22 protein-coding genes are annotated in these 21,618 nt (G+C 46.8%); 6 read left to right on the top strand and 16 right to left on the bottom strand.

The annotated features are described in order from the left end of the window. Positions 1–20: 20 nt before the first annotated feature. Entirely contained in the window at positions 21–806 is a 786-nt protein-coding gene (locus DFR44_RS03135) for a sulfite exporter TauE/SafE family protein (protein WP_133619257.1), read from the bottom strand. 194 nt (positions 807–1,000) lie between these two features. Here DFR44_RS03135 and bioB point away from each other — a divergent pair, with 194 nt between their 5' ends. Then, positions 1,001–1,960, top strand: coding sequence for a biotin synthase BioB (bioB, locus tag DFR44_RS03130; protein ID WP_133619256.1), 960 nt, complete (start codon positions 1,001–1,003; stop codon positions 1,958–1,960). A 97-nt stretch (positions 1,961–2,057) separates the two neighbouring features. Here the strand turns inward: bioB and DFR44_RS03125 are convergent, their stop codons facing one another. Next, entirely contained in the window at positions 2,058–2,996 is a 939-nt protein-coding gene (locus tag DFR44_RS03125) for an OmpA family protein (RefSeq protein ID WP_133619255.1), read from the bottom strand. Positions 2,997–3,232: 236 nt separating this feature from the next. Here DFR44_RS03125 and DFR44_RS03120 point away from each other — a divergent pair, with 236 nt between their 5' ends. Next, positions 3,233–3,862, top strand: a complete 630-nt coding sequence (locus DFR44_RS03120; protein ID WP_133619254.1) for a riboflavin synthase — start codon at positions 3,233–3,235, stop codon at positions 3,860–3,862. 78 nt (positions 3,863–3,940) lie between these two features. Here DFR44_RS03120 and nadC read toward each other — a convergent pair whose 3' ends face one another. The 11 genes from nadC to DFR44_RS03065 all read right to left on the bottom strand — a co-directional run bounded on the left by nadC (position 3,941) and on the right by DFR44_RS03065 (position 14,489). Beyond that, positions 3,941–4,813, bottom strand: a complete 873-nt coding sequence (nadC, locus tag DFR44_RS03115; protein WP_133619253.1) for a carboxylating nicotinate-nucleotide diphosphorylase — start codon at positions 4,811–4,813, stop codon at positions 3,941–3,943. 40 nt (positions 4,814–4,853) lie between these two features. Continuing rightward, positions 4,854–6,128 carry a glutamate-5-semialdehyde dehydrogenase gene (locus DFR44_RS03110; protein WP_133619252.1) on the bottom strand — a complete coding sequence of 425 codons (1,275 nt, stop codon included), beginning with the start codon at positions 6,126–6,128 and terminating at the stop codon, positions 4,854–4,856. Between the two features lie 9 nt (positions 6,129–6,137). Then, positions 6,138–6,386, bottom strand: a complete 249-nt coding sequence (locus tag DFR44_RS03105; protein ID WP_133619251.1) for an HP1242/YdcH family protein — start codon at positions 6,384–6,386, stop codon at positions 6,138–6,140. Positions 6,387–6,646: 260 nt separating this feature from the next. Then, the gene (gene lysM / locus DFR44_RS03100; protein WP_133619250.1) at positions 6,647–7,120 is read right to left on the bottom strand and encodes a peptidoglycan-binding protein LysM; all 474 of its coding nucleotides are present in this window, start codon (positions 7,118–7,120) and stop codon (positions 6,647–6,649) included. Positions 7,121–7,263: 143 nt separating this feature from the next. Continuing rightward, positions 7,264–8,076: a CDP-diacylglycerol--serine O-phosphatidyltransferase gene (pssA, locus tag DFR44_RS03095; protein WP_133619249.1), complete on the bottom strand. Its 813-nt coding sequence runs from the start codon at positions 8,074–8,076 to the stop codon at positions 7,264–7,266. A gap of 18 nt (positions 8,077–8,094) precedes the next feature. Further along, positions 8,095–8,796, bottom strand: a complete 702-nt coding sequence (locus tag DFR44_RS03090; protein ID WP_133619248.1) for a phosphatidylserine decarboxylase — start codon at positions 8,794–8,796, stop codon at positions 8,095–8,097. Between the two features lie 95 nt (positions 8,797–8,891). Further along, positions 8,892–9,638 carry an SIMPL domain-containing protein gene (locus DFR44_RS03085; RefSeq protein ID WP_133619247.1) on the bottom strand — a complete coding sequence of 249 codons (747 nt, stop codon included), beginning with the start codon at positions 9,636–9,638 and terminating at the stop codon, positions 8,892–8,894. A gap of 216 nt (positions 9,639–9,854) precedes the next feature. Further along, the gene (gene ilvC / locus DFR44_RS03080; RefSeq protein ID WP_133619246.1) at positions 9,855–10,871 is read right to left on the bottom strand and encodes a ketol-acid reductoisomerase; all 1,017 of its coding nucleotides are present in this window, start codon (positions 10,869–10,871) and stop codon (positions 9,855–9,857) included. 201 nt (positions 10,872–11,072) lie between these two features. Beyond that, a complete protein-coding gene (gene ilvN / locus DFR44_RS03075; RefSeq protein ID WP_133619245.1) occupies positions 11,073–11,564 on the bottom strand; it encodes an acetolactate synthase small subunit in 492 nt (163 codons plus the stop codon). 1 nt (position 11,565) lies between these two features. Further along, a complete protein-coding gene (locus DFR44_RS03070) occupies positions 11,566–13,311 on the bottom strand; it encodes an acetolactate synthase 3 catalytic subunit (protein WP_133619244.1) in 1,746 nt (581 codons plus the stop codon). A gap of 395 nt (positions 13,312–13,706) precedes the next feature. Continuing rightward, positions 13,707–14,489 (bottom strand): enoyl-CoA hydratase, encoded by a 783-nt coding sequence (locus DFR44_RS03065; RefSeq protein WP_133619243.1) that lies wholly within the window; start codon positions 14,487–14,489, stop codon positions 13,707–13,709. Positions 14,490–14,551: 62 nt separating this feature from the next. On the opposite strand from DFR44_RS03065, the gene DFR44_RS03060 reads away from it, so the two are divergent. Further along, positions 14,552–16,336, top strand: coding sequence for a M61 family metallopeptidase (locus DFR44_RS03060; protein WP_133619242.1), 1,785 nt, complete (start codon positions 14,552–14,554; stop codon positions 16,334–16,336). Between the two features lie 14 nt (positions 16,337–16,350). Here DFR44_RS03060 and DFR44_RS03055 read toward each other — a convergent pair whose 3' ends face one another. Then, on the bottom strand, positions 16,351–16,641 hold the full coding sequence (locus DFR44_RS03055; protein ID WP_133619241.1) for an antibiotic biosynthesis monooxygenase family protein: 291 nt from the start codon (positions 16,639–16,641) through the stop codon (positions 16,351–16,353). Between the two features lie 195 nt (positions 16,642–16,836). Here DFR44_RS03055 and DFR44_RS03050 point away from each other — a divergent pair, with 195 nt between their 5' ends. The 3 genes from DFR44_RS03050 (at position 16,837) to DFR44_RS03040 (ending at position 20,027) form a co-directional block, all read left to right on the top strand. Then, positions 16,837–17,940 (top strand): anhydro-N-acetylmuramic acid kinase, encoded by a 1,104-nt coding sequence (locus DFR44_RS03050; RefSeq protein WP_133619240.1) that lies wholly within the window; start codon positions 16,837–16,839, stop codon positions 17,938–17,940. Between the two features lie 86 nt (positions 17,941–18,026). Further along, the gene (locus DFR44_RS03045; protein WP_133619239.1) at positions 18,027–19,094 is read left to right on the top strand and encodes an aldo/keto reductase; all 1,068 of its coding nucleotides are present in this window, start codon (positions 18,027–18,029) and stop codon (positions 19,092–19,094) included. Positions 19,095–19,109: 15 nt separating this feature from the next. Further along, a complete protein-coding gene (locus DFR44_RS03040) occupies positions 19,110–20,027 on the top strand; it encodes a prenyltransferase (protein ID WP_133619238.1) in 918 nt (305 codons plus the stop codon). Positions 20,028–20,070: 43 nt separating this feature from the next. Here the strand turns inward: DFR44_RS03040 and erpA are convergent, their stop codons facing one another. Both erpA and argC read right to left on the bottom strand, forming a co-directional pair. Next, a complete protein-coding gene (gene erpA, locus DFR44_RS03035) occupies positions 20,071–20,427 on the bottom strand; it encodes an iron-sulfur cluster insertion protein ErpA (protein ID WP_133619237.1) in 357 nt (118 codons plus the stop codon). A 64-nt stretch (positions 20,428–20,491) separates the two neighbouring features. Next, positions 20,492–21,541, bottom strand: coding sequence for an N-acetyl-gamma-glutamyl-phosphate reductase (argC, locus tag DFR44_RS03030; RefSeq protein ID WP_246012032.1), 1,050 nt, complete (start codon positions 21,539–21,541; stop codon positions 20,492–20,494). Positions 21,542–21,618: the final 77 nt, after the last annotated feature.

Genomic DNA, 21,618 nt, shown 5'->3' with positions numbered 1-21,618 from the left:
AGAGCACCCACTTCTTATTTTCAAAACAACTTAACAACATAGTAGATGCAGAGAATTATGCCTGTGCCCACAACAATGTTTTTCAAGAGTTGAGCAGGTAAAAAACGCGCCACGCGCGCCCCCACAATGCCACCGACCACACCAGCGACAAAAGCAGGTAAAGTGAACGACCAAACCACTAATCCTTGACTGATGAACACCATCACCGCGACGGTTGAAATCACACTGGCAATCGCATTTTTATAAGCGTTATTGAGCTGAATGTCGTGCACACCAAACAACATCAACATCGCCATCAACATCACGCCCAATCCCGCACTAAAGAAACCGCCATAAATCGCCAAAACAAGTTGTATTAAAACGCCCCATACATTCGGGTTGTCCAAACTAAAGTGACGAGACGATGCGGATACACGGCTATTAAAATAAGAACGAATACGTGCGCCAAAAGCAAATAACAATGTGGCCAATAAAATCAAAAATGGAATAAGCACGCGAAAACGCGCGTTACCCATCGTCAGCAAAACATACGCCCCAATCAGTGCGCCAACCAAACCAATCAAACTGGCTTTGAATAACGTTTGGCGATTTTTGAGCAAAATGTCGCGATAACCGACACTCGCCAAAATATGCCCTGGCCAGACCGCAACGGCGTTCGATGCGTTCGCCAGCACAGGGGGCAAACCCGCGGCTAAAAAAATGGGCAATGTAAAAAAAGTACCGCCGCCCGCAATGGCATTACATACTCCCGCGATGAATCCAGTAATGAGCAATAACAATAACGTAAAAAAATCGGGGGCAAACATAAGGTAACCCTTAAAAATAGAAGAATTTAATTATATGGTCTTGACTGTGTTTTGTTCTTATTATTTTAAAATCGTTTAAAACATCGTTATTTTCACTCATATTCATTTAAAACCAGTTTTTATATCAGCTCCACCTCAATTTAAACCTTTGCTCAATTGCGTTAAGATGTGGTCTACATTTTTTAAGGAGCACCATGGAACAGCATGAATCTTTCCAACAGGCACGACACGATTGGTCTCACGCTGAAATTGCAGCGTTGTACGACTTACCCTTAATGGATTTGCTGCATCAAGCACAAACAGTACACCGCCAATTTAATGGTGAACATGTGATTGAAAAAGCCGTACTACTGAACATTAAAACAGGCGCATGCCCTGAGGATTGTGGCTATTGTTCTCAATCGGCTCATTACGACACAGGCTTAGTACGAGAAAAGCTCATGCAGGTTGACGATGTTTTGGCCGCAGCGAAAGAAGCCAAAGAAACTGGGGCACAGCGGTTTTGTATGGGCGCGGCTTGGCGAAGCCCTCCTGCTTCGGCGATGCCTGCGTTGATTGAAATGATTGAAGGGGTTAATGCTTTAGGCTTGGAAACCTGCATGACGTTAGGCATGCTTAAAAAAGAGCAAGCCGATACACTGGTGGACGCTGGTTTAGACTTTTATAATCACAATATTGACACATCACCCGAATATTACGACAAGGTGGTCGGCACGCGCCAATTTAGCGACCGCATCGACACCTTGAACCTCGCACGCCAAGCAGGGTTGAAATTGTGCACGGGCGGTATTTTAGGCATGGGGGAATCCCGTATAGACCGCATCAGTATGTTGCAAGTTTTAGCCAATATGTCGCCTCATCCAGAATCTGTACCCATTAATCGGCTGGTCCCCATTGAAGGCACACCCTTGGCAGATGTTGAGCGCATTGATGATGAGGAATGGATACGCACCATTGCCGTGTCACGTCTGATAATGCCAAAGACCACTTTACGCCTCGCCGCTGGGCGACATGAGTTGGACTGGGCCGCCCAACAGTTGTGCTTTATGGCGGGCGCGAACTCGGTATTTTATGGTGAAAAACTCCTCACAACGCCTAATGTCAGCGTCGACGACGACAATAAAAAAGTATTTAAAATCAAACAGATGAATTAAAAAAACTACTGTTTTTTTAATTGATTTTTATTGAACCTCTGACGCACAACATCATGCAATCAAAAGCCCCTTGTCTTTCAACGAGGGGCTTTTTGAGTTACAAGGGTTTATAAGCGATGCGTCTATTTTTCAAACGCCCCGATTCTGTGTTGTTATCGGCAATGGGCTGTGTGTCGCCGTAGCCTTTTGCCGTCATCATGTCAGCAGGCACGCCCTTGGCAATCAGGAAAGAACGCACAGCCGCGGCACGTTTGTTTGACAACGATAAATTGCTGGCGGCCTTGCCTTGGTTATCTGCATGCCCACCAACCTCAAATTTAAAATTTTGCTTGGATTTCAATAATGCCGCCGCTTTTTTCAAGACGTCTTTATTGTCGGCTGGAATCATGGTAGAGCCGCTGGGAAAATTAATGATTTGCACGCCCAGTGCATCTAAAACTTGAAGGCCTGTTGCATCATCACCGAGCGCATTGAGTGCATTAAGTGCATTGGACGTTGCCTCTTTCGCTGTCATCGCAACATCAAGCGCAACAACTTTCATGCTGTCACCAAAGAAGCCTTGCACTTTTTCTTTTAAACTGCCCGCAGTCCCCGACAAAACCATTTTGTCAGCATTAATGTCCATTTCTGAACCAGGCAGCTTAAACACATCAAACATGCCCGCTGTTTTACTTAGCCACGAAGCGGGCTTCACATCAGCACTCACAGTCAAGTTATTAAGATAATTACCTTCGCCAAAGGTTTTTTTCAATTCCATTTCAATATTGGTCTTGAACTCATCGGTCGGAACCACCCCCGACAACTCAAATTTTCCATTTTTGTTCACGCCCGTCAACAGCATGGGCTTGGTTGCCACAGGCTTTTCAGCAGGTTGTGCGACTTCAGTAGCCGCTGGACTGGCCACTTTAGGCAAGACTGTGGTCTGCCCCCAAGTGCCGCAGCCTCGGAATAATAAAGCAACAAGTAAAATCGCAACGCCAGCACCGACCGATGTGCTTAAGAGGTGCTTAGAAGTAGAAGTGGATGGATTGCTCATCTGGTTTTAAACCTTTTTCAAATGCATGGAGGGATTGTCTGATTTATTCATTGGGATTTTACCACTGCTACGAACAAACCAAAGAGCAACAAAAGATAAATTTTAGCAATAATGGTGTTGGCGTATAGCTGTTAATACAATTGTTGAAACAGCGCATAGTGATGAATTAAAGCCGACATGCGTAATTGCATGGGCGTGTTAAAATGCGGCGAAGACAACACATTATTGGAGTATTCATGTTTACAGGAATTATTGCGGCGGTGGGTCAAATTATGCGGGTGGCTCCATTATCAAACAGTCCCCAATCGGGTGTACGTTTAGACATCAATGCGGTAGATTTAGATTTGAGTGATGTGGCTTTGGGTGATTCAATTGCTTTGAATGGCGCGTGTATGACGGTTGTTGCATTGGATGTTAAAAAAAACACCTTTGCGGTTGATGTGTCGCACGAGAGCTTATCCAAAACAAGCAGTTTAGATACCGTGGGTTATGTCAACTTAGAAAAAGCCATGCGTTTATCGGATCGTTTAGGCGGGCATTTGGTCAGCGGTCATGTCGATGATGTGGCGCGTATTGTTTCACTTGAGCCTGTCGGCGAGTCGTATGAGTTGATTATCGCAGCCCCTGTAACATGGCGACGCTTCGTTGCCGATAAAGGCTCAGTCACAATTCATGGCACCAGTTTAACCGCCAACCGCACATGGGTCGATGGCGATGAGGTCTTTGTCAGCATCAACTTGATTCCACACACCATCAGACATACCGTATTTCAATATTTAAAAGCGGGTGACCGCGTGAACTTAGAAATTGATTTGCTGGCACGCTATATTGCTCAATTGTTACCGAACCCTAATGAATCTAAATAATTAAATAGCCCAAAAAAACAGCGTGACTAAAAAGCACGCTGTTTTTTTAAAAGAAAATAGTTTATTTAATAGTTCAACTTACAATCGATTCATTCGCATCGAATAATCAACCGCTCGAATGTGCTTAGTCAAAGAACCGCTGGAAATACGGTCAACACCCAGCTCCGCATAGGCACGGACATTATCCAAAGTCACATTGCCCGACACCTCCAAGTCCGCCTTGCCATCATTAAAGCTCATGTTCATTGCCACCGCTTCACGAATCATGTCATGGCTCATATTATCTAGCAAAATCAGAGTTGCCCCTGCGGTGAGTGCCTCGTGCAGTTGCGCCAACGTTTCAACCTCGACCATCACAAAAGCATCACGTGCAAAAGGATTTTGTGTTGCAGCATCCTTTACGGCTTGTGCTTGTTTGAGAGCAGCGGTGATACCTCCTGCGGTCGCAATGTGATTTTCTTTAATTAAAATACCATCGTATAACGCAAACCGATGGTTGTATCCGCCCCCCACCGTGACAGCGTATTTTTGAGCGAGGCGCAGGCCTGGGATGGTTTTGCGTGAATCCACAATTTTAGTGTGTGTACCCTGCAACGCAAGGGCAAACTGTTTAACAGTAGTCGCGGTACCAGAAAGTAATTGCAAGAAATTCAATGCGGTGCGCTCGGCGCTTAACAATTCACGCGCATTGCCCGTAACGGTGACAATGTGCTGATTAACCGTCATGACATCGCCTTCGGCAGCGTGCCACTGCACGACCGCACTCGGCGCGACCTGCTTAAATGTTTCGCTGAACCATGCCTGACCGCATAACACCGCCGCTTCACGACTAATGACCTTGGCTTCTGCGCGGGCATCGGCAGGCACCAATTGAGCGGTTAAGTCGCCATAGCCGACATCTTCTAAGAGGGCCGCGCGAACATTTTCGATGATGCTGTTTTGTAAATTCATGAGAGCTGTTTAGAGTTTTTTTAGTAGGTTTTTTTAAAGGCTATGTGCGAATATGCCCATCGCCAAGCACAATGTATTTCAAACTGGTTAAACCATCCAAGCCCACCGGGCCGCGGGCATGCAGTTTGTCGTTGGAAATACCAATTTCTGCGCCCAAACCGTATTCAAAACCATCAGCGAAACGTGTGGAAGCATTGACCATGACCGATGATGAATCGACTTCGCGTAAGAATTTTTGTGCGGTACTGTAGTTTTCCGTGATGATGGCGTCTGTATGTGCAGAACCGTAATGATTGATGTGTTCAATGGCTTCATCAACGGTTTGCACTGTTTTAATTGATAAAATTGGAGCCAAATATTCCGTACACCAATCGGCTTCTGTGGCTGTAGCTAAATCTTTGAAACCCACGCTTTCGAGAGTGGCACGAGTGGCTGAGTCAACGCGCAACTCTACAGCTTTTTCTTGATAAATTTTGCACAAAGTGGGCAAAACCTCGGCTGCAACTTGAGCATGAACCAGCAAGGTTTCCATGGTATTGCATGGCGCATAACGCTGTGTTTTGGCGTTATCACACACTTTAATTGCTTTAGACACATCGGCATCGACATCAATATATGAGTGACAAATACCGTCTAAATGTTTAATCATCGGCACGCGAGCATCGTTCATCAAGCGTTCAATGAGCGATTTCCCCCCACGAGGCACAATGACATCAACGTATTCTGTCATCGTGATAAGTTCACCCACTGCAGCACGGTCTGTCGTATTTACAACCTGAACCGCGTCAGCAGGCAAGCCTGCTGAAAGCAAGCCCGATTGCACGATACTTGCGAGTGCTTGATTAGAATGCAACGCTTCAGAACCACCTCTTAAAATAGTGGCATTACCCGATTTGATACACAAGGCTGCTGCGTCAATAGTGACATTGGGGCGTGATTCATAAATGATGCCAATGACACCCAGCGGAACACGCATTTGACCGACGTTAATGCCCGATGGCAAGGGTTTAAAATTCATCATTTGACCAATTGGGTCAGGCAACTCTGCGACTTGTCGCAGACCTGCCACCATAGAGGCTATGGCTTTATCTGACAAAGTGAGGCGGTCAATGAAAGCAGAATCCATGCCTTTGGCGCTGGCATTCGCCACATCTTTAGCATTTTCTAATTTCAAATGCTCAGTTTGAGCATCAATTAAATCCGCCATTTTGAGCAAAGCAGCATTTTTGGTGGCGGTGTTGGCACGCGCCATGGCGCGCGAAGCCAGCCGCGCCCTACGCCCCAAATCCTGCATATAAATTTTTACGTCGGTCATTTTGAGAGCTTACTTAGCAGCAATTGCCATTTTGTAGAGTTCGTCTTTGAGTTTGGCGCGCTGTTGTTTTAGCGTATGTAAAGAGTCATCATTGATGGCTTTTACGCCCTCTTCGTCTTGGGTAATTTGTTTGTCCAATGCATCATGCTCATCCAATAACTTAGCAAAATGTGCATTGTCTTGTTTTAATGTTTTGATGATTTCCGCTAATTCTGGGAATTCAACGGCGAGTGAGTGAGATAACAAAGTACCTTGCATACAACCTCCTAGGTTAGTGACTTGATTGTCGTTAAAAACGATTGAATTATCGCATAAGGATTGATGTTTTGCTTGTTTAACAACGTTTGAATTACTTTGATAAAACAATATAAAAAGAGAATGGCAACAAGCCCCCTGCTCAAAAAATCATCGATGCTCCAAGCCATTCTCTACACAAGCAAAAACCCCTCAAAAGGGGTTTTTAGAACAATTGACAACAAACAACTGCACAACGGATTGAGTTACACATCCTCGTACAATCAAGCCAATTTAGGAATGCGCAAATTTTGACCTGGATAAATTTTATCTGGATGACCCAACATCGGTCTGTTCGCTTCAAAAATCACATTGTATTTATTAGCATCGCCATACACTTCTTTAGAAATTTTAGACAAGGTATCGCCTGACTGTACCATATAAAACTGTGGCTCTTCCGCTGCTGGGCAGGTCATGTTGTCATTCACCGAAGCAACACCTTGAACATTACCAGCACACAACAAAATTTTTTCTTTATCTTCTTGAGAGGCCGCATCGCCAGATACCGTGGCAATAGCAGTTGAACCATCAAAGGCAACTGATAAATTATTGGCTGACAGACCCATTGACGTGATGTAATCGAGAATCGCTTGTGAAGCGGCTTGATTGGCTGCATTTGGATCTTGCGCCATTTGCTCTTCATGCTTGCCACCAAATAATTTTTGACCTGCATCTTTTAAGAAACTAAACATACCCATAATACACTCCTCATTTATGATAAATATTTAAATCACACTATAAACCAATGCCCTATCGCCACTCATCTTGATAGGCAGACGACCACAGGATAATACCACAGTCAAAAAATTGGACGCTAACGCGTCCAGTTTTTTTACTAAAATCAAAAATTATGAATTTTTCTTGCGTGCATTTTATGCACTAAACCAAGAAGATAGCCCGAGATGGCGTATGCAACAAACAAAGCAAACAACATCAATGGCGGGTTAGAAATGACCGCAAGCATAATAGCAACGAACACCAAAAGTTTCGGAAAGGTGACTGAGTGACGAATATCCATGGCTTTACCACTGTAATAAGGCAAAGTCGTAATCATCGACAGACCCGCAAACAACGTGATAATAAGCGCCGCGTAGGGCAAGAAGCCCTCTTTTATAAACAAGCGCTCTTCGGACACCAACCAAACAAAACCCGCAATCAAAGCGGCGGCCGACGGACTGGGCAACCCCTGAAAATATCGCTTATCAACCACGCTGATATTTGCATTGAAACGCGCCAAACGCAATGCACCACACACGCAATAAACAAAAGCAACAATCAAACCCAAACGTCCCGTACCCAAATCTTTTAACTGCCATTGATACATGATTAAAGCAGGCGCTACGCCAAACGACACCATATCCGCCAAGCTATCATATTGCTCACCAAATACACTTTGTGTATTGGTCAAACGAGCAACCCGACCATCCATACCATCGAGTACCATCGAGCAAAAAATCGCAATGGCCGCGCTACTAAACTCACCGCGCATCGCACTAATGATGGCAAAAAAAGCACAGAACAAGGCCGCCGTAGTAAACGCATTCGGCAATAAATAGATGCTCTTATGGCGATGCCCTCTCACAACAGCGTCAGAATCGAGAGCATCTTCATCCGTCACGATGCGTAAATGAGTCGACTTGTCATTTGCTTCCATAACGCCTCCTTTTTTATTTCACAGCGTATTCTGTACAGAAGTCGCTGGTACAACAACCGATTCATTCTGAGCCAGTTGAGCCAAAATGGTTGACGAAGCCGATACCACATCACCGATGCTCACTCGCGGAATGGCATCCAAAGGTAAATACACGTCCACACGTGAGCCAAAACGGATAAAACCATAACGTTCGCCACGCTTGGCTTGATGACCGATGCCCACATAACACAAGATTCGACGTGCAATCAGCCCCGCCACTTGGACGCTGGTGACAGTTTGTCCATACGTGGTTTTAATGACCAATGCATTGCGTTCATTTTGTTCAGAGGCCTTAGCCAAATCCGCATTAAAAAACTGCCCTGGAAAGTATCGCGCATCAACCACCTCACCATCAACAGGCATGCGGTTCGAATGAACATTAAAAACATTCATAAACACAGAAATTTTTAATGCGTCACGGTCGGCATAGATATCACGGGTCTTTTCGACGACAATCACACGACCGTCGGCAGGCGAAAGTACTGCACCGACTTGTTGTGGAATGTCACGCGCGGGGTCACGGAAAAATTGAATGACAAAAATAGCAATAATATAAAAAGGCAAAGCCCAGCCAAAGCCGCCTAAAGAGTGAATCAATAACGCTAAAAATACGGCTATACCAATAAACGGCCAGCCTTCGCGGGCGAGTATTGGATGGGGATAGTTGGAACTACCTGACATAATGTATGCTCACAAAAAATTATAAAAAAACAGCGAAACGGTGTGCATCTTTCAGTACCTATCACAAAAGACACACACACCGCCAAGCTGGTATTTTACTTCATTTTCGCCGCAACCCAAAGACTTAACTGCACCGCCTCCTTGCCCGCCTCAAATGAAGGGGCTGCGACAGCAAGAGGACTTTCATCCATCATCGCTTTGCGATACACAGCCATCATAGGCATAGGTCGACCCGCCCCACAACCACGTTGGCCTGTGGTGTCAATGTGGACAATTTGCCACGCATTCGAACGCCCCATGCCTGAAGAAATGGCACTTAAGCGCAATTGAACATCTTTGAATGCCTCGTTATAGAGTTTTTCTTGCATGCGCTGCGCCGTCTCAGGCGCAACAAATGAATTCATGCCATTGATGGTGATGCCCGCCTCCTGAAGCATACTGACCAAGCTGGGCACTTCTTTTGGATTTTTGCTCTCTAGCGTGAAAGTCTGTTCAACGGTCCACTCTTTTGCTTGCCCCTTAGACGTGTGCTGCTGGTATGTGTTGTAGTTTTGATTGTCAATTTTAACTTCAGGAAAACTCGTTTTAATGCGCTGAATCACAGCCGTCATGGTTTTGTTCACCTCATCAGCGGCAATTCGTTTATCACGGTTCTCAAATTTATACGACACCTGTACATTGGCTCTATCTTGCTCGACTTCCTGCTGCGCCATCGCACACATTTCAACTAAAGTGCCATTTTGATTGACGTTGACATTCTGGGCAAAAGCCAGTGGCGCTTGCACTGCGCCGACCATCATAAGTCCTTGAAACAGACGCTTAGTAAATTTGAATGTTTTCATAAATATAGTTTCCAAAAAAATACAACCGATTGAAATGAAAGTTAAGCATTCTATGCTTGAACCAAAATAAACACATCAAAAGCTCGTAAATAAGTCTTGCCCAGCCCAACTGGTTGACCACACTATCCATAGCCTTTAAATTAAAAAAGCGGGTATGTTATAACATACCCGCTTTCACGTAACGTAACCTACGCCATGAATTTAAACAATGGATGATTAGTTTTTCGCTTGGTCAACCAATTTGTTTTTCTTAATCCAAGGCATCATGTCGCGCAATTTTCCACCGACTTGTTCAATCGGGTGTTGTGCGGTCAAATGACGGCGCGACACCATTGTTGGCGCACCTGATTTGTACTCAAGGATAAAGCTCTTCGCGTATTCACCTGTTTGAATGTTTTTCAAACACTCGCGCATGGCTTGACGTGATTGCTCGTTAATCACACGTGGACCAGTCACGTACTCGCCGTACTCAGCATTGTTTGAAATTGAATAGTTCATGTTGCCGATGCCGCCTTCATAAATCAAGTCAACAATCAATTTCAACTCATGCAAGCATTCGAAGTAAGCCATTTCTGGTGCATAACCCGCTTCGACCAAAGTCTCAAAGCCCATTTTGACCAACTCAACCGCGCCACCGCACAATACCGCTTGTTCGCCGAACAAGTCGGTTTCTGTTTCTTCGCGGAACGTCGTTTCGATAATGCCCGCACGACCGCCACCGTTGGCGCAAGCGTATGACAATGAAATGTCACGCGCTGCACCTGTTTTGTCTTGATAAATCGCAATCAGATGAGGAACACCACCGCCTTGGCTGTATGTGCCGCGCACGGTATGACCAGGGGCTTTGGGTGCAACCATGATGACGTCAAGGTCAGCACGAGGCACGACTTGGTTGTAAATGATGTTAAAGCCGTGAGCGAAAGCCAATGCTGCACCTTCTTTGATATTGGCAGCCACTTCGTCGTTGTACACTTGGGCAATTTGCTCGTCGGGCAAAAGCATCATCACAACGTCTGCGCCTTTAACCGCTTCTGCAACTTCTTTCACTTTCAAGCCAGCAGCTTCAGCTTTTGACCATGATGCGCCACCTTTACGCAAGCCAACCGTGACATTCACGCCAGATTCTGACAAGTTCAACGCATGTGCGTGGCCTTGTGAGCCATAACCGATGATGGTAACGGCTTTACCTTTAACCAATGACAAATCACAATCTTTATCGTAAAAAACTTTCATCTTTTTTCCTTTTCCCTAATGGGTTTTATCAAAACTAATTATTCAGTGTTATTTTCAAAACGTGCCATTATACATGGTTCACAACTCGCGCTATCCTTTGCCCACCTTGACAAGGTGTACCACAGCACTTTGGACATTCATTAACAACAACTTAACAATACCTACTTTTTAAACCATCTAAACCATCTTTGAAGCGGTTGTTTAAAGCCGCATCATCCGCTCGCCCCGCCCTATGCCCGAAACACCTGTGCGCACTGTTTCTAAAATTAAAGCACGGTCAATTGACTGTAAAAACGCATTGAGCTTCGCAACGTCACCTGTGAGCTCGATGGTGTAGGACTTGTCCGTCGCATCAATCACATTGCCACGGAAAATATCCGCCATGCGCTTCACTTCTTCGCGGTCTTTACCCACAGCGCGAACCTTAACCATCATGAGCTCACGTTCAATATGCGCCCCTTCGGTTAAGTCATTGACTTTCACCACTTCAATCAAACGATTCAGTTGTTTGGTGATTTGTTCAAGCACGTCATCAGAGCCTGATGTGACGATGGTCATGCGAGACAACGAGGTGTCTTCTGTTGGCGCAACCGATAAGGTTTCAATGTTGTAGCCACGCGCAGAGAACAAACCCACCACGCGAGACAGCGCACCCGATTCATTTTCAAGTAATACTGAAATAATGCGACGCATATTACTCTCCTACTTTCAAGGCTTGTTCAAGCGTTTGGTGATTGGGGCGCAACAACATTTCGGACAAGCCTTTACCCGCTTGCACCATTGGCCACACGTTTTCAGTTTGGTCAGTTTGGAAGTCCATGAATACGAGTCGGTCTTTTAAAGCCAAAGCTTCTATCAATGCACCTTCAACATCTGATTTTTTCTCGATGCGCATGCCAACGTGACCAAATGCTTCCGCCAATTTCACGAAATCGGGCAAAGCGTCCATGTAAGAATGAGAGTAACGTTTTTCGTAATCAAGCTCTTGCCATTGACGCACCATACCAAGGTAACGATTGTTCAAACTCAAAACTTTAATAGGCAAGTCGTATTGTTTACAGGTGGACAACTCTTGAATGCACATTTGCACCGAGCCTTCTCCCGTGATGCAACAAACTTCCGACTCAGGATGCAGTTTTTTAACACCCATCGCAAAAGGAATGCCCACACCCATCGTACCCAAGCCACCTGAGTTGACCCATTTACGTGGTTCATTGAATGAGTAAAACTGCGCCGCCCACATTTGATGCTGACCAACGTCGGAGGTGATAAACGCATCGCCCTTGGTCAAGCGGTGTAATGTTTCAATCACGTATTGTGGCTTAACCAATTGGCTGTCGCGGTCATAGGCCAAACAATCAACGGCTTTCCACTCATTGATTTGCTTCCACCATTTGGCTAATTTGGTCGCATCAGGACGCTCTTTAATCTCCGCCAGTTGCGCCAGCATGTCTTTCAATACTTCTTTAACATCGCCAACGATAGGCACATCGGCGCGCACACGTTTTGAAATAGAAGATGGGTCAATGTCCACATGAATAACTTTACGGTGCACCGAAGAAAAATGCTTTGGATTGCCAATCACACGGTCATCAAAACGCGCACCAATGGCAATAATCACATCGGAGTTTTGCATCGCCATGTTGGCTTCGTATTTACCGTGCATGCCTGGCATGCCAAGATAGTGTGGGTTATCCGCACGACAACCGCCCAACCCCATCAAGGTGTTGACACAAGGATAGCCAAGCGTATTGACAAACTCATTCAGCTCAGGCGCAGCATTGGATAAAATCACGCCGCCACCCGTATAAATCATTGGGCGTTCAGCATTTAATAAATATTGCAAAGCTTTGCGGATTTGACCCGAGTGGCCTTTAACCACAGGGTTGTACGAGCGCATTTCCACCGTTTCGGGGTACTCAAATTTGCACTTCATATTCGACACATCTTTCGGGATGTCAATCAAAACGGGGCCAGGGCGACCTGTTTTGGCAATATGAAATGCTTTTTTGATGGTACTCGCCAGTTGACGCACGTCCTTAACGAGGAAGTTATGTTTGACACAAGGGCGAGTGATGCCGACAGCATCCGATTCTTGGAATGCGTCTTGGCCAATCATGCCCGTTGGGACTTGACCTGAGATGATAACCAAGGGGATTGAATCATAATACGCGGTGGCAATGCCCGTAATCGCATTGGTCAAACCAGGGCCACTGGTGACCAACGCCACGCCGACTTCGTTACTGGTGCGCGAGTACGCATCCGCCGCATGAACAGCTGCTTGTTCATGACGCACGAGAATATGTTCAATGGAATTTTGTTGATAGATGGCGTCGTAAATATACAGTACGGAACCACCGGGATAACCGAAAATGTGTTTAACGCCTTCGGCTTCTAAACTCTTGACGAGTATTTCTGAGCCTGTCAATTCATTTGACATATTGATCCTTTCAAGGTCAAATTCCAGCCCTGCCCCAAGATGTACGCGGTTTTTGTTACGTTGTTGCTTTGTCTGTCCGAAGACGTTTCAAAACACCCCAATAACAAACCTTCACGTCACCTCACTGAACAAGGATTTTTGAGATTGATTGGATGTGAATGCAGCAATTGTGTCGCCCATTCACAAACAAGAATCGATTTTTAAGCACCTGCACACGGATAGTATTCAAGTCAAAAATCGCAAAACTCGACAATACCGCTTAAACGCTTTAAGGTCAAGTGTTTAAGTTGCTTTTTGCTGTTTTGCGACAAAAGGCTCGAAAGTCACGTTTGGCTCAACGAGCCTTTTGATGTTTGAGCAAATCGATTTAACTTATTTAACTTAATTGATTTGACTTAATTGTTTTGTCCAAATGATGGGGCACGTTTTTCAATAAATGCCGCCATGCCTTCTTTTTGGTCTTTGGTCGCAAATAAACTGTGAAACCCTCGACGTTCAAACAACAAGCCATCAGACAACGACTGCTCTTGCGCCACATTGACCGCTTCTTTCGCCATCATGACCGACACCCGACCATAGCCCGCAATGGTTTGAGCCATATTCATGGCGGTATCGTTCAATTCCGCCAGCGGTACAACGCGAGCGACTAAACCCGCTTGCTCGGCTTCGACTGCATTCATCATGCGTCCCGTGAGAATCATGTCCATCGCTTTGGCTTTACCAATCGCTCGTGTCAGACGCTGCGTCCCACCCGCACCTGGGATGATGCCCAGTTTAATTTCGGGTTGACCAAACTGCGCGTTGTCTGCAGCCACAATGGTATCGCACGCCAAAGCCAGTTCACAGCCGCCGCCCAAAGCAAACCCTGCGACTGCGGCAATAATCGGTTTGCGAATGGTGCGGATTGTGTCCCAATTGCGCGTAATGAAATTGTGCGTATACGCGGTTTCAAAGTCCAAACTCGCCATGACCTTAATGTCTGCACCTGCGGCGAAGGCTTTTTCTGAACCTGTAATGACAATCGCCGCTATGCGGTCATCAGCATCCAATGACTTCAAGGTCGCGCCCAACTCATCCATCAGTACGTCGTTGAGTGCGTTGAGTTGCTGCGGACGATTTAAAGTGATGCGTGCCACCGCACCAAACGTTTCCAGTACAATCGTGGCTAAATGTTCCATGACACTCCTTTTTTTAAATGATGAACAAGGTGCTAAAGTGTTCATTCTAACTGAATTTATTTATGCCTAGCCTGCACTACACCCTCACGCCCATCCCGCATCGCCATCTTTTTCAAATTGACTTACAGATTCGCAACACAAGGGGCACTGCGCTTTCACTGTATTTACCCAACTGGATTGCGGGCAGCTACATGATTCGTGACTTTGCTCAACACATCGTCAGTATCAGCGCGCACGATGATAAGGGTGCGATTGACTTGCGCCCGACCAGTCAACACTCGTGGTCAACGCCTGATTTTGTGGGTCATTTAAACATCCGTTATGAAGTATTTGCCCATGACACTTCGGTGCGCACCGCATTTTTGGATGGCAATGGCGGATTTTTCAATGCCACATCACTATGCCTCACCGCACACGAACTGGCGATGCAGCCGCATCATTTACACCTGAATGCGCCTGTCGATTATCCAAACTGGCAAGTGGCCACGACGCTGCCACGCGCTGACGGCACTTGGGCGCGTGATTTTGGTGAACACAAGGCTCACAACTATGATGAGTTGACCGACCACCCCGTACGCTTTGGCGATTTAACTTGGTTGGAATTTTCCAGCCACGGCGTGTTGCACGAAGTTGCGTTGGCAGGCACCTTGCCGTATTTAGACAAAAATAGACTCGTCACCGATTTACACAGCATCTGCGCCGCACAATTGGCTTTATTCGAACCGCAAAACCCAACGCAAGCGCCATTTAAACGTTATGTATTCATGGTGGATGTGCGCAGCTCTGGTTACGGCGGCCTTGAGCATCGCAGCAGCACGGCTTTGCTGTGTGAGCGAGGTGATTTGCCTGTTGTGGCACACGCCGAGAAGCCTCGCAATGACTCGTACATTAACTTTCTTGGCTTATGCAGTCACGAGTATTTTCACTCATGGAATGTAAAACGCATCAAGCCCGCCAATTTTGTTCAATACGATTTAACGCGCATCACCGACACCTCATTGCTCTGGTTTTTTGAAGGGGTCACCAGCTACTATGACGATTTAATCATGTACCGCGTTGGCATTTTGGATGCGGCGCAATATTTAAAAAAATTAGAAAACGGCTACAACAGCGTGGTTCGTCACGACGGTGCAAACCGACAAACCGTGCACGACAGCGGCTATTATGCGTGGACAAAATACTACCAAACCTCAGCCAACACCCCCAACGCCGTCGTCAGTTACTACAGCAAAGGCGCACTTATCGCGCTCGCAATGGATTTATTTATCCGAAACCACAGCGAAAGCAAGCACTCACTTGATGATGTCATGCGCGATTTGTGGATGCGATTTGGGCGCGATTTTTATCAATTGTACCCGCAAGGCGCAGCCCAAGGTGTGACCGAAGCCGACATCATCCAATCGGTCGCTCGTTTCAGCACTGCCAACGACACCGAAGTACATGCTTTTTTCCAAAACGCGCTGCACAGCACCAACGCACTGCCCTTACCTGAACTGCTCACCCAACACGGCATGCTCATCTCTGAACCGAAAAGCAGCATCGCTCAACTCGGCGCAAGCACAAAAAAAGTCGATGGCGGCTGGCAGATTCAACGGGTTTTAAACGGTAGCGCAGCACAACAGGCTGGCCTTGCGCCCGATGATGTTTTAATCGCATTCGACACACTCCGTTTGAATCAATCACCTGATGACACCCTAGCTAAAATCAACATTGGCGTCGAAGTGAGCGTGTACTATTTTAGAGATGATGTTTTACAAAAAACCAAACTCGTCAACGCGCCTGCGCCGCATGGGGTGTATGAATGGCGTTTGGCGGAAGGTCAAAAGGATGTGTTCAATATCATATGAACGGATTGAGTTCATTACGAGCACCGCTCGTAATGACTCACCACTGGGAATGGTTCATAAAAATGATGCAAAAGACGTCGCCATTCTTGATACTCTGGCGATTGACGAAATCCGACTTCATGATGCTCCAACGTCTGCCAGCGTACCAAAAGAATGTATTCATCACGACGCTCGACACAACGATGCAATTCGTGAGACAGATAGCCCGTCATACTTGAAATAATGGCTTGGGCTTGCCGAAAAGCCTCTTCAAAGGCAGCGGCTTGACCCGCTCGAATATACAATGGCGCGACTTCCAAAATCATTTTTTCCTCCCGTCAATAATCAATGCGTCCTGCAAATGAAAAAATATTGTACATTGGCACTAAAATGACTTTCACTCAACAGGTGTTTTTCTGTATCTTTGACTTATCAACATAACATGTGACATAAAAGCAAACCGATAACACACTATTTATTCCGCACAATCGCTCTTACCAAAAGAACCTTATAATCTCAGCATGAACACTCCCTCAAACATCTACCTCGGCGTCATGTCAGGCACCAGCCTCGACGGTGCAGATGCCGTCGCCCTTACAGTCAACGGCTCTCATTTTGAAGTCATCGGTGCGCATTCAATGCCATTTGATGCCCATTTACGCGCGGCATGTTTGGCGTTGCAGAGTGCGCAAGACAATGAAATTCATACGGCGCAATTGCTGTCCAATCAACTGGCGGATGTATACAGCAGTGCAATTGTTTCTTTGATGAACGATTTGTCGCTCAAGCCTGAGCAGGTGGCCGCAGTTGGCGTGCATGGGCAGACGATTCGCCATCGCCCTGAACACGCCTATACCGTGCAACTTAATCAACCCGCGCGCATTGCCGAACAAACGGGCTTGACCGTGGTGTCTGATTTTAGAGCACGCGACATCGCGGCGGGTGGACATGGTGCGCCGCTCGTGCCTGCGTTTCATGATGCCTTATGGCGCGAGACGAATACAAATCGAGTGGTGGTCAATATTGGTGGATTTGCGAACATCAGCGTATTGAATATGGGGCAAACCACTTTCGGCTTTGACACAGGGCCAGGCAATGTTTTAATGGATTTATGGATTGCGGCACACCACGCCTTACCTTACGATGCCAACGGCGGTTGGGCGGCGCAAGGCACGGTGAACGAGCGGCTTTTGGCGGACATGCTTGCAGATTCGTACTTCCATTTGCCTGCACCCAAAAGCACAGGACGCGACTATTTTCACATGGACTGGCTAAACGGTAAACTCGCTGGCCATGCCAACATCTCCGCCGTGGATGTACAGGCGACACTCCTTGCGCTGACCGCGCACAGCATCAGTGATGCGATTAAAAGCAACAGCCCTCATTGTCATGACATCATCGTCGCGGGCGGCGGCGCGCTCAATCGCGCCTTAATGCTGCAATTACAAATGCTCAGTCATTGCCCTGTCACCAACAGCGGAACGCTGGGCATCGACCCGATGCACCTTGAAGGCGCAGCATTTGCGTGGCTGGCGTTTCGTACGATGCACCATTTGAGCGGCAACTTACCTGCCGTGACAGGCGCACGCGGTGAGCGGATTTTAGGGCAAGTGACTTTTGCATAAAAAAATCGTTTTCGTTTCTCCGCTTTATAGAAAATTTTACGCACCACTTTATACACAATACTTCAAACCCACATTGGGAGTTCAACATGCACACCATTCAATTAGGCCACAGCGACCTTCACGTCACACCCATTTGCCTTGGCACCATGACTTTTGGCGAGCAAGTCAACGAAAGTGATGCGCATCGCATATTGCAGCACGCATCGGCGCGTGGCATTAATTTTCTTGACACCGCTGAAATGTACGCCGTGCCGCCCAAAGCCGCAACATTTAACGCCACTGAAACCATCATTGGCAATTATTTCGCAGCCAATAAAGGCGCGCGCGAACAATGGATTGTCGCCACAAAAGTGGCTGGCCCTTCACGCGGCATGCCTTGGATTCGCAATGGTAACGGCGATTTGACTGCAGCAGACATCATCGCCGCTTGTCATGGCAGTTTGAAGCGCTTACAAACCGATGTCATTGATTTGTACCAAATTCACTGGCCCAATCGCAGCGCACCTGCCTTTGGCGGCATCTATTACCAACCCAACGAAGCAGATGCCCAGCAAACCAGCCTTCATGCCCAACTTGAAGCACTCGCTCAATTGGTGCAAGCGGGTAAAATTAAAGCGGTCGGTCTATCAAACGAAACCCCCTACGGCGTGCACGAATTCATGCGACTGGCGGCACAATACAATTTACCGCAGATTTCAACGGTGCAAAATCCATACTCATTGATTAATCGCAGCTACGAAAATGGCTTGGACGAAACCATGCACCGCCTTGGTGTGTCTCTGCTCGCTTACTCACCACTGGCTTTTGGGCTATTAACGGGCAAGTATGACGCTTCTGGCCTAACAGGCGACGGTGCCCCCGCCGAAGGGCGAATGACGAAATTCCCAACCATGCGTGCGCAACGCTGGGGTCGTCCCGAAGCACTCAATACCGCTCGCTTATACAATCAACTGGCACGCGACAACGGCCTCACCCCCACGCAACTTGGGCTGGCGTTTTGTTACCAAAAGTGGCAAGTCGCCAGCACGATTATCGGCGTGACCTCCATGGCCCAACTGGATGAATGCGTAGACGCACTGAATATCCGTTTATCGGATGAGCTATTGCAAGCCATTGATGCCATTCGCTGGCAACATCGAGACCCTGCGCAATAAGTTGAGGGCTTACACATGATAACGAACAAATCCTCTAACTTATTGACGCTGACCGCATTTTTGGGCTTTATTCGTTTGCCTTTTTTGGCTTTAACTCCAGTTTGTGTCGCAGTTGGCGTTGGTTCTGCATATGCGCGTACAGGTGTTCTGGATGGCGTTCTGGTGTTTTGGCTGCTGTTAGGAGCGTTGAGCGCACACATCAGTATCAACGCATTCAATGAGTTTTTTGATTTCAAATCAGGATTGGATTTTAAAACAACACGTACGCCTTTCAGTGGTGGCAGCGGCACGTTGCCGCACAACCCAGTACTGGCAAACTGGGCTTTTATCACTGCGACACTGATGTTAAGCATTGCAATAACTGTGGGTTGGTATGTGATTGGTCTACGTGGCTGGGGCATCTTACCGCTTGGGCTATTGGGTTTATTACTGGTCGTGACCTACACCACATGGTGGACTTATTATCCACTGATGTGCCTGCTTGCTCCAGGTTTAGGGTTTGGCATCGTCATGGTGATGGGTATTGATTTTGCTTTGACGGGACACTACAGCATCCATGCACTCTTTGCTGCCCTGCCTGCCACCGCCCTCAGTAGCGGTATTTTATTGCTCAACCAATTTCCAGACGTCGCAGCCGATCGAAGTATCGGTCGTCGGCATTATCCAATGACCATTGGCTATGCCGCCAGTGCGCAAGTGTACGGCGGTTTGTTGTGTGTGGCGTATGGTTCAGTCATATTGGGCATTCTCTGCGTGCAACTGCCTTGGAGCTGCGCGTTAACATTATTGAGTGCACCGCTGGCGGGCTATATTTATCGGCAACTTAGACGCAATACAAATCACTTAACCTCGTTGATACCACTTTTAGGAATGAATGTCGCACTCACCCTCATTACATTGTTTTTATTGGCTGTTGGTTTATTTGTTTCATAGAAAAACGCGGCTTGAAGCCGCGTTTTTTTAAGCACGTACTTTGTTACACTGAAAATGATGAACCACAACCGCATGTGGTTGAAGCATTCGGATTTTTAATCACAAATTGCGCACCTTCAAGGTCTTCTTTGTAATCAATCTCAGCACCGACCAGATATTGATAGCTCATCGAATCCACCAACAAAGTCACGCCGTTTTTTTCAATTGGCGTATCGTCTTCGTTAATGATTTCATCAAACGTAAAACCGTATTGAAAACCTGAGCAACCGCCACCTTGTACAAACACGCGCAATTTCAAGTCAGGATTACCTTCTTCCGCAATCAAATCTTTGACTTTTTCAGCCGCACTATCAGTAAAAACAAATGGGCCGTTTGAAACTTGTTCTGTCACTGCATTCATGATGTTTCTCCAAAAAATTGAAAAGAGTTCTTTTCAACATAGATGCCGCATTATAGCCCAAAAATCAAGGCATCACAGGCAGCATATTGATACCCGCCGTTTCATCAAAACCAAACATGACATTCATATTTTGTACCGCTTGCCCTGCCGCGCCTTTAACCAAATTATCTTGCACGACCAATACAATCACGGTGTCGCCGTGACGGTGCAAGGCGATGCGCAACATATTGGATGCACGCGTAGAACGGGTTTCGGGGTGGCTGCCAAACGGCATCACGTCAACGAATGGCTCGCTGACATACGTTGTTTCAAATATGCTTTGTAAATCTTCATTGCTCAAGTGTTGCGCTTCGGGCAACAGTTTGGCGTACAAAGTCGAGTGCATGCCGCGAATCATCGGAATCAAGTGTGGGGTAAAAATCAAACCGACATCTTGCGCAGTCATCTTGCGCAATTGTTCCAGCGTTTCTGGCGTGTGGCGGTGGCCGCTGACACCATAAGCCTTCATTGAATCAGATGCCTCACTGAACAAGGTCGCCACTTCAGCTTTACGCCCTGCGCCCGAAACGCCCGATTTACAATCTGCAATGAGTTGACCTGCATCAACCAAATTATTTTTCAACAAGGGATAAAACCCCAGTTGCATGGTGGTCGGGTAACAACCTGGATTGCCAATTAACTTCGCTTGGCGCACCGCCTCGCGGTTCAATTCAGGCAGTCCATACACGGCGTTTTTCAACACATCGGCGCAAGCGTGTGGCAATTTATAGCACTGCTCAAACACCGCCGTATCTTGCAAACGAAAATCCGCGCCCAAATCAATCACCCGCACGCCTTTATCAAGCAAAGCGGGCGCTTGCGCCATGGCCACACCGTGCGGCGTCGCAAAAAACACCACATCACATTCGTTCAAAATACCGCTTGCTGGATCAGAAAATGCCAAATCAACCACACCACGCAGGCTCGGGAACATTTGCGCCACAGGAACGCCCGCTTCGGTACGCGAGGTGATGGCGTGCAGTTGCGCATAAGGGTGATGTGCAAGTAAGCGCAATAGCTCAACCCCTGTGTATCCAGTACCACCAACAATACCCACTTTAATTTTTTGCATCATATTTCCCACTAGCTAGGTTAGAACCTGTAATTCTACCTATTTTTGTTGTGACTTTTAATAAAAAACATAACCACCGC

The sequence above is a fragment of the Hydromonas duriensis genome (assembly GCF_004363775.1).
GTDB classification, from domain to species: domain Bacteria; phylum Pseudomonadota; class Gammaproteobacteria; order Burkholderiales; family Burkholderiaceae; genus Hydromonas; species Hydromonas duriensis.
The sequence above is the reverse complement of the archived record's forward strand: the minus strand, read 5'-3'. Positions and strand labels throughout refer to the sequence as shown.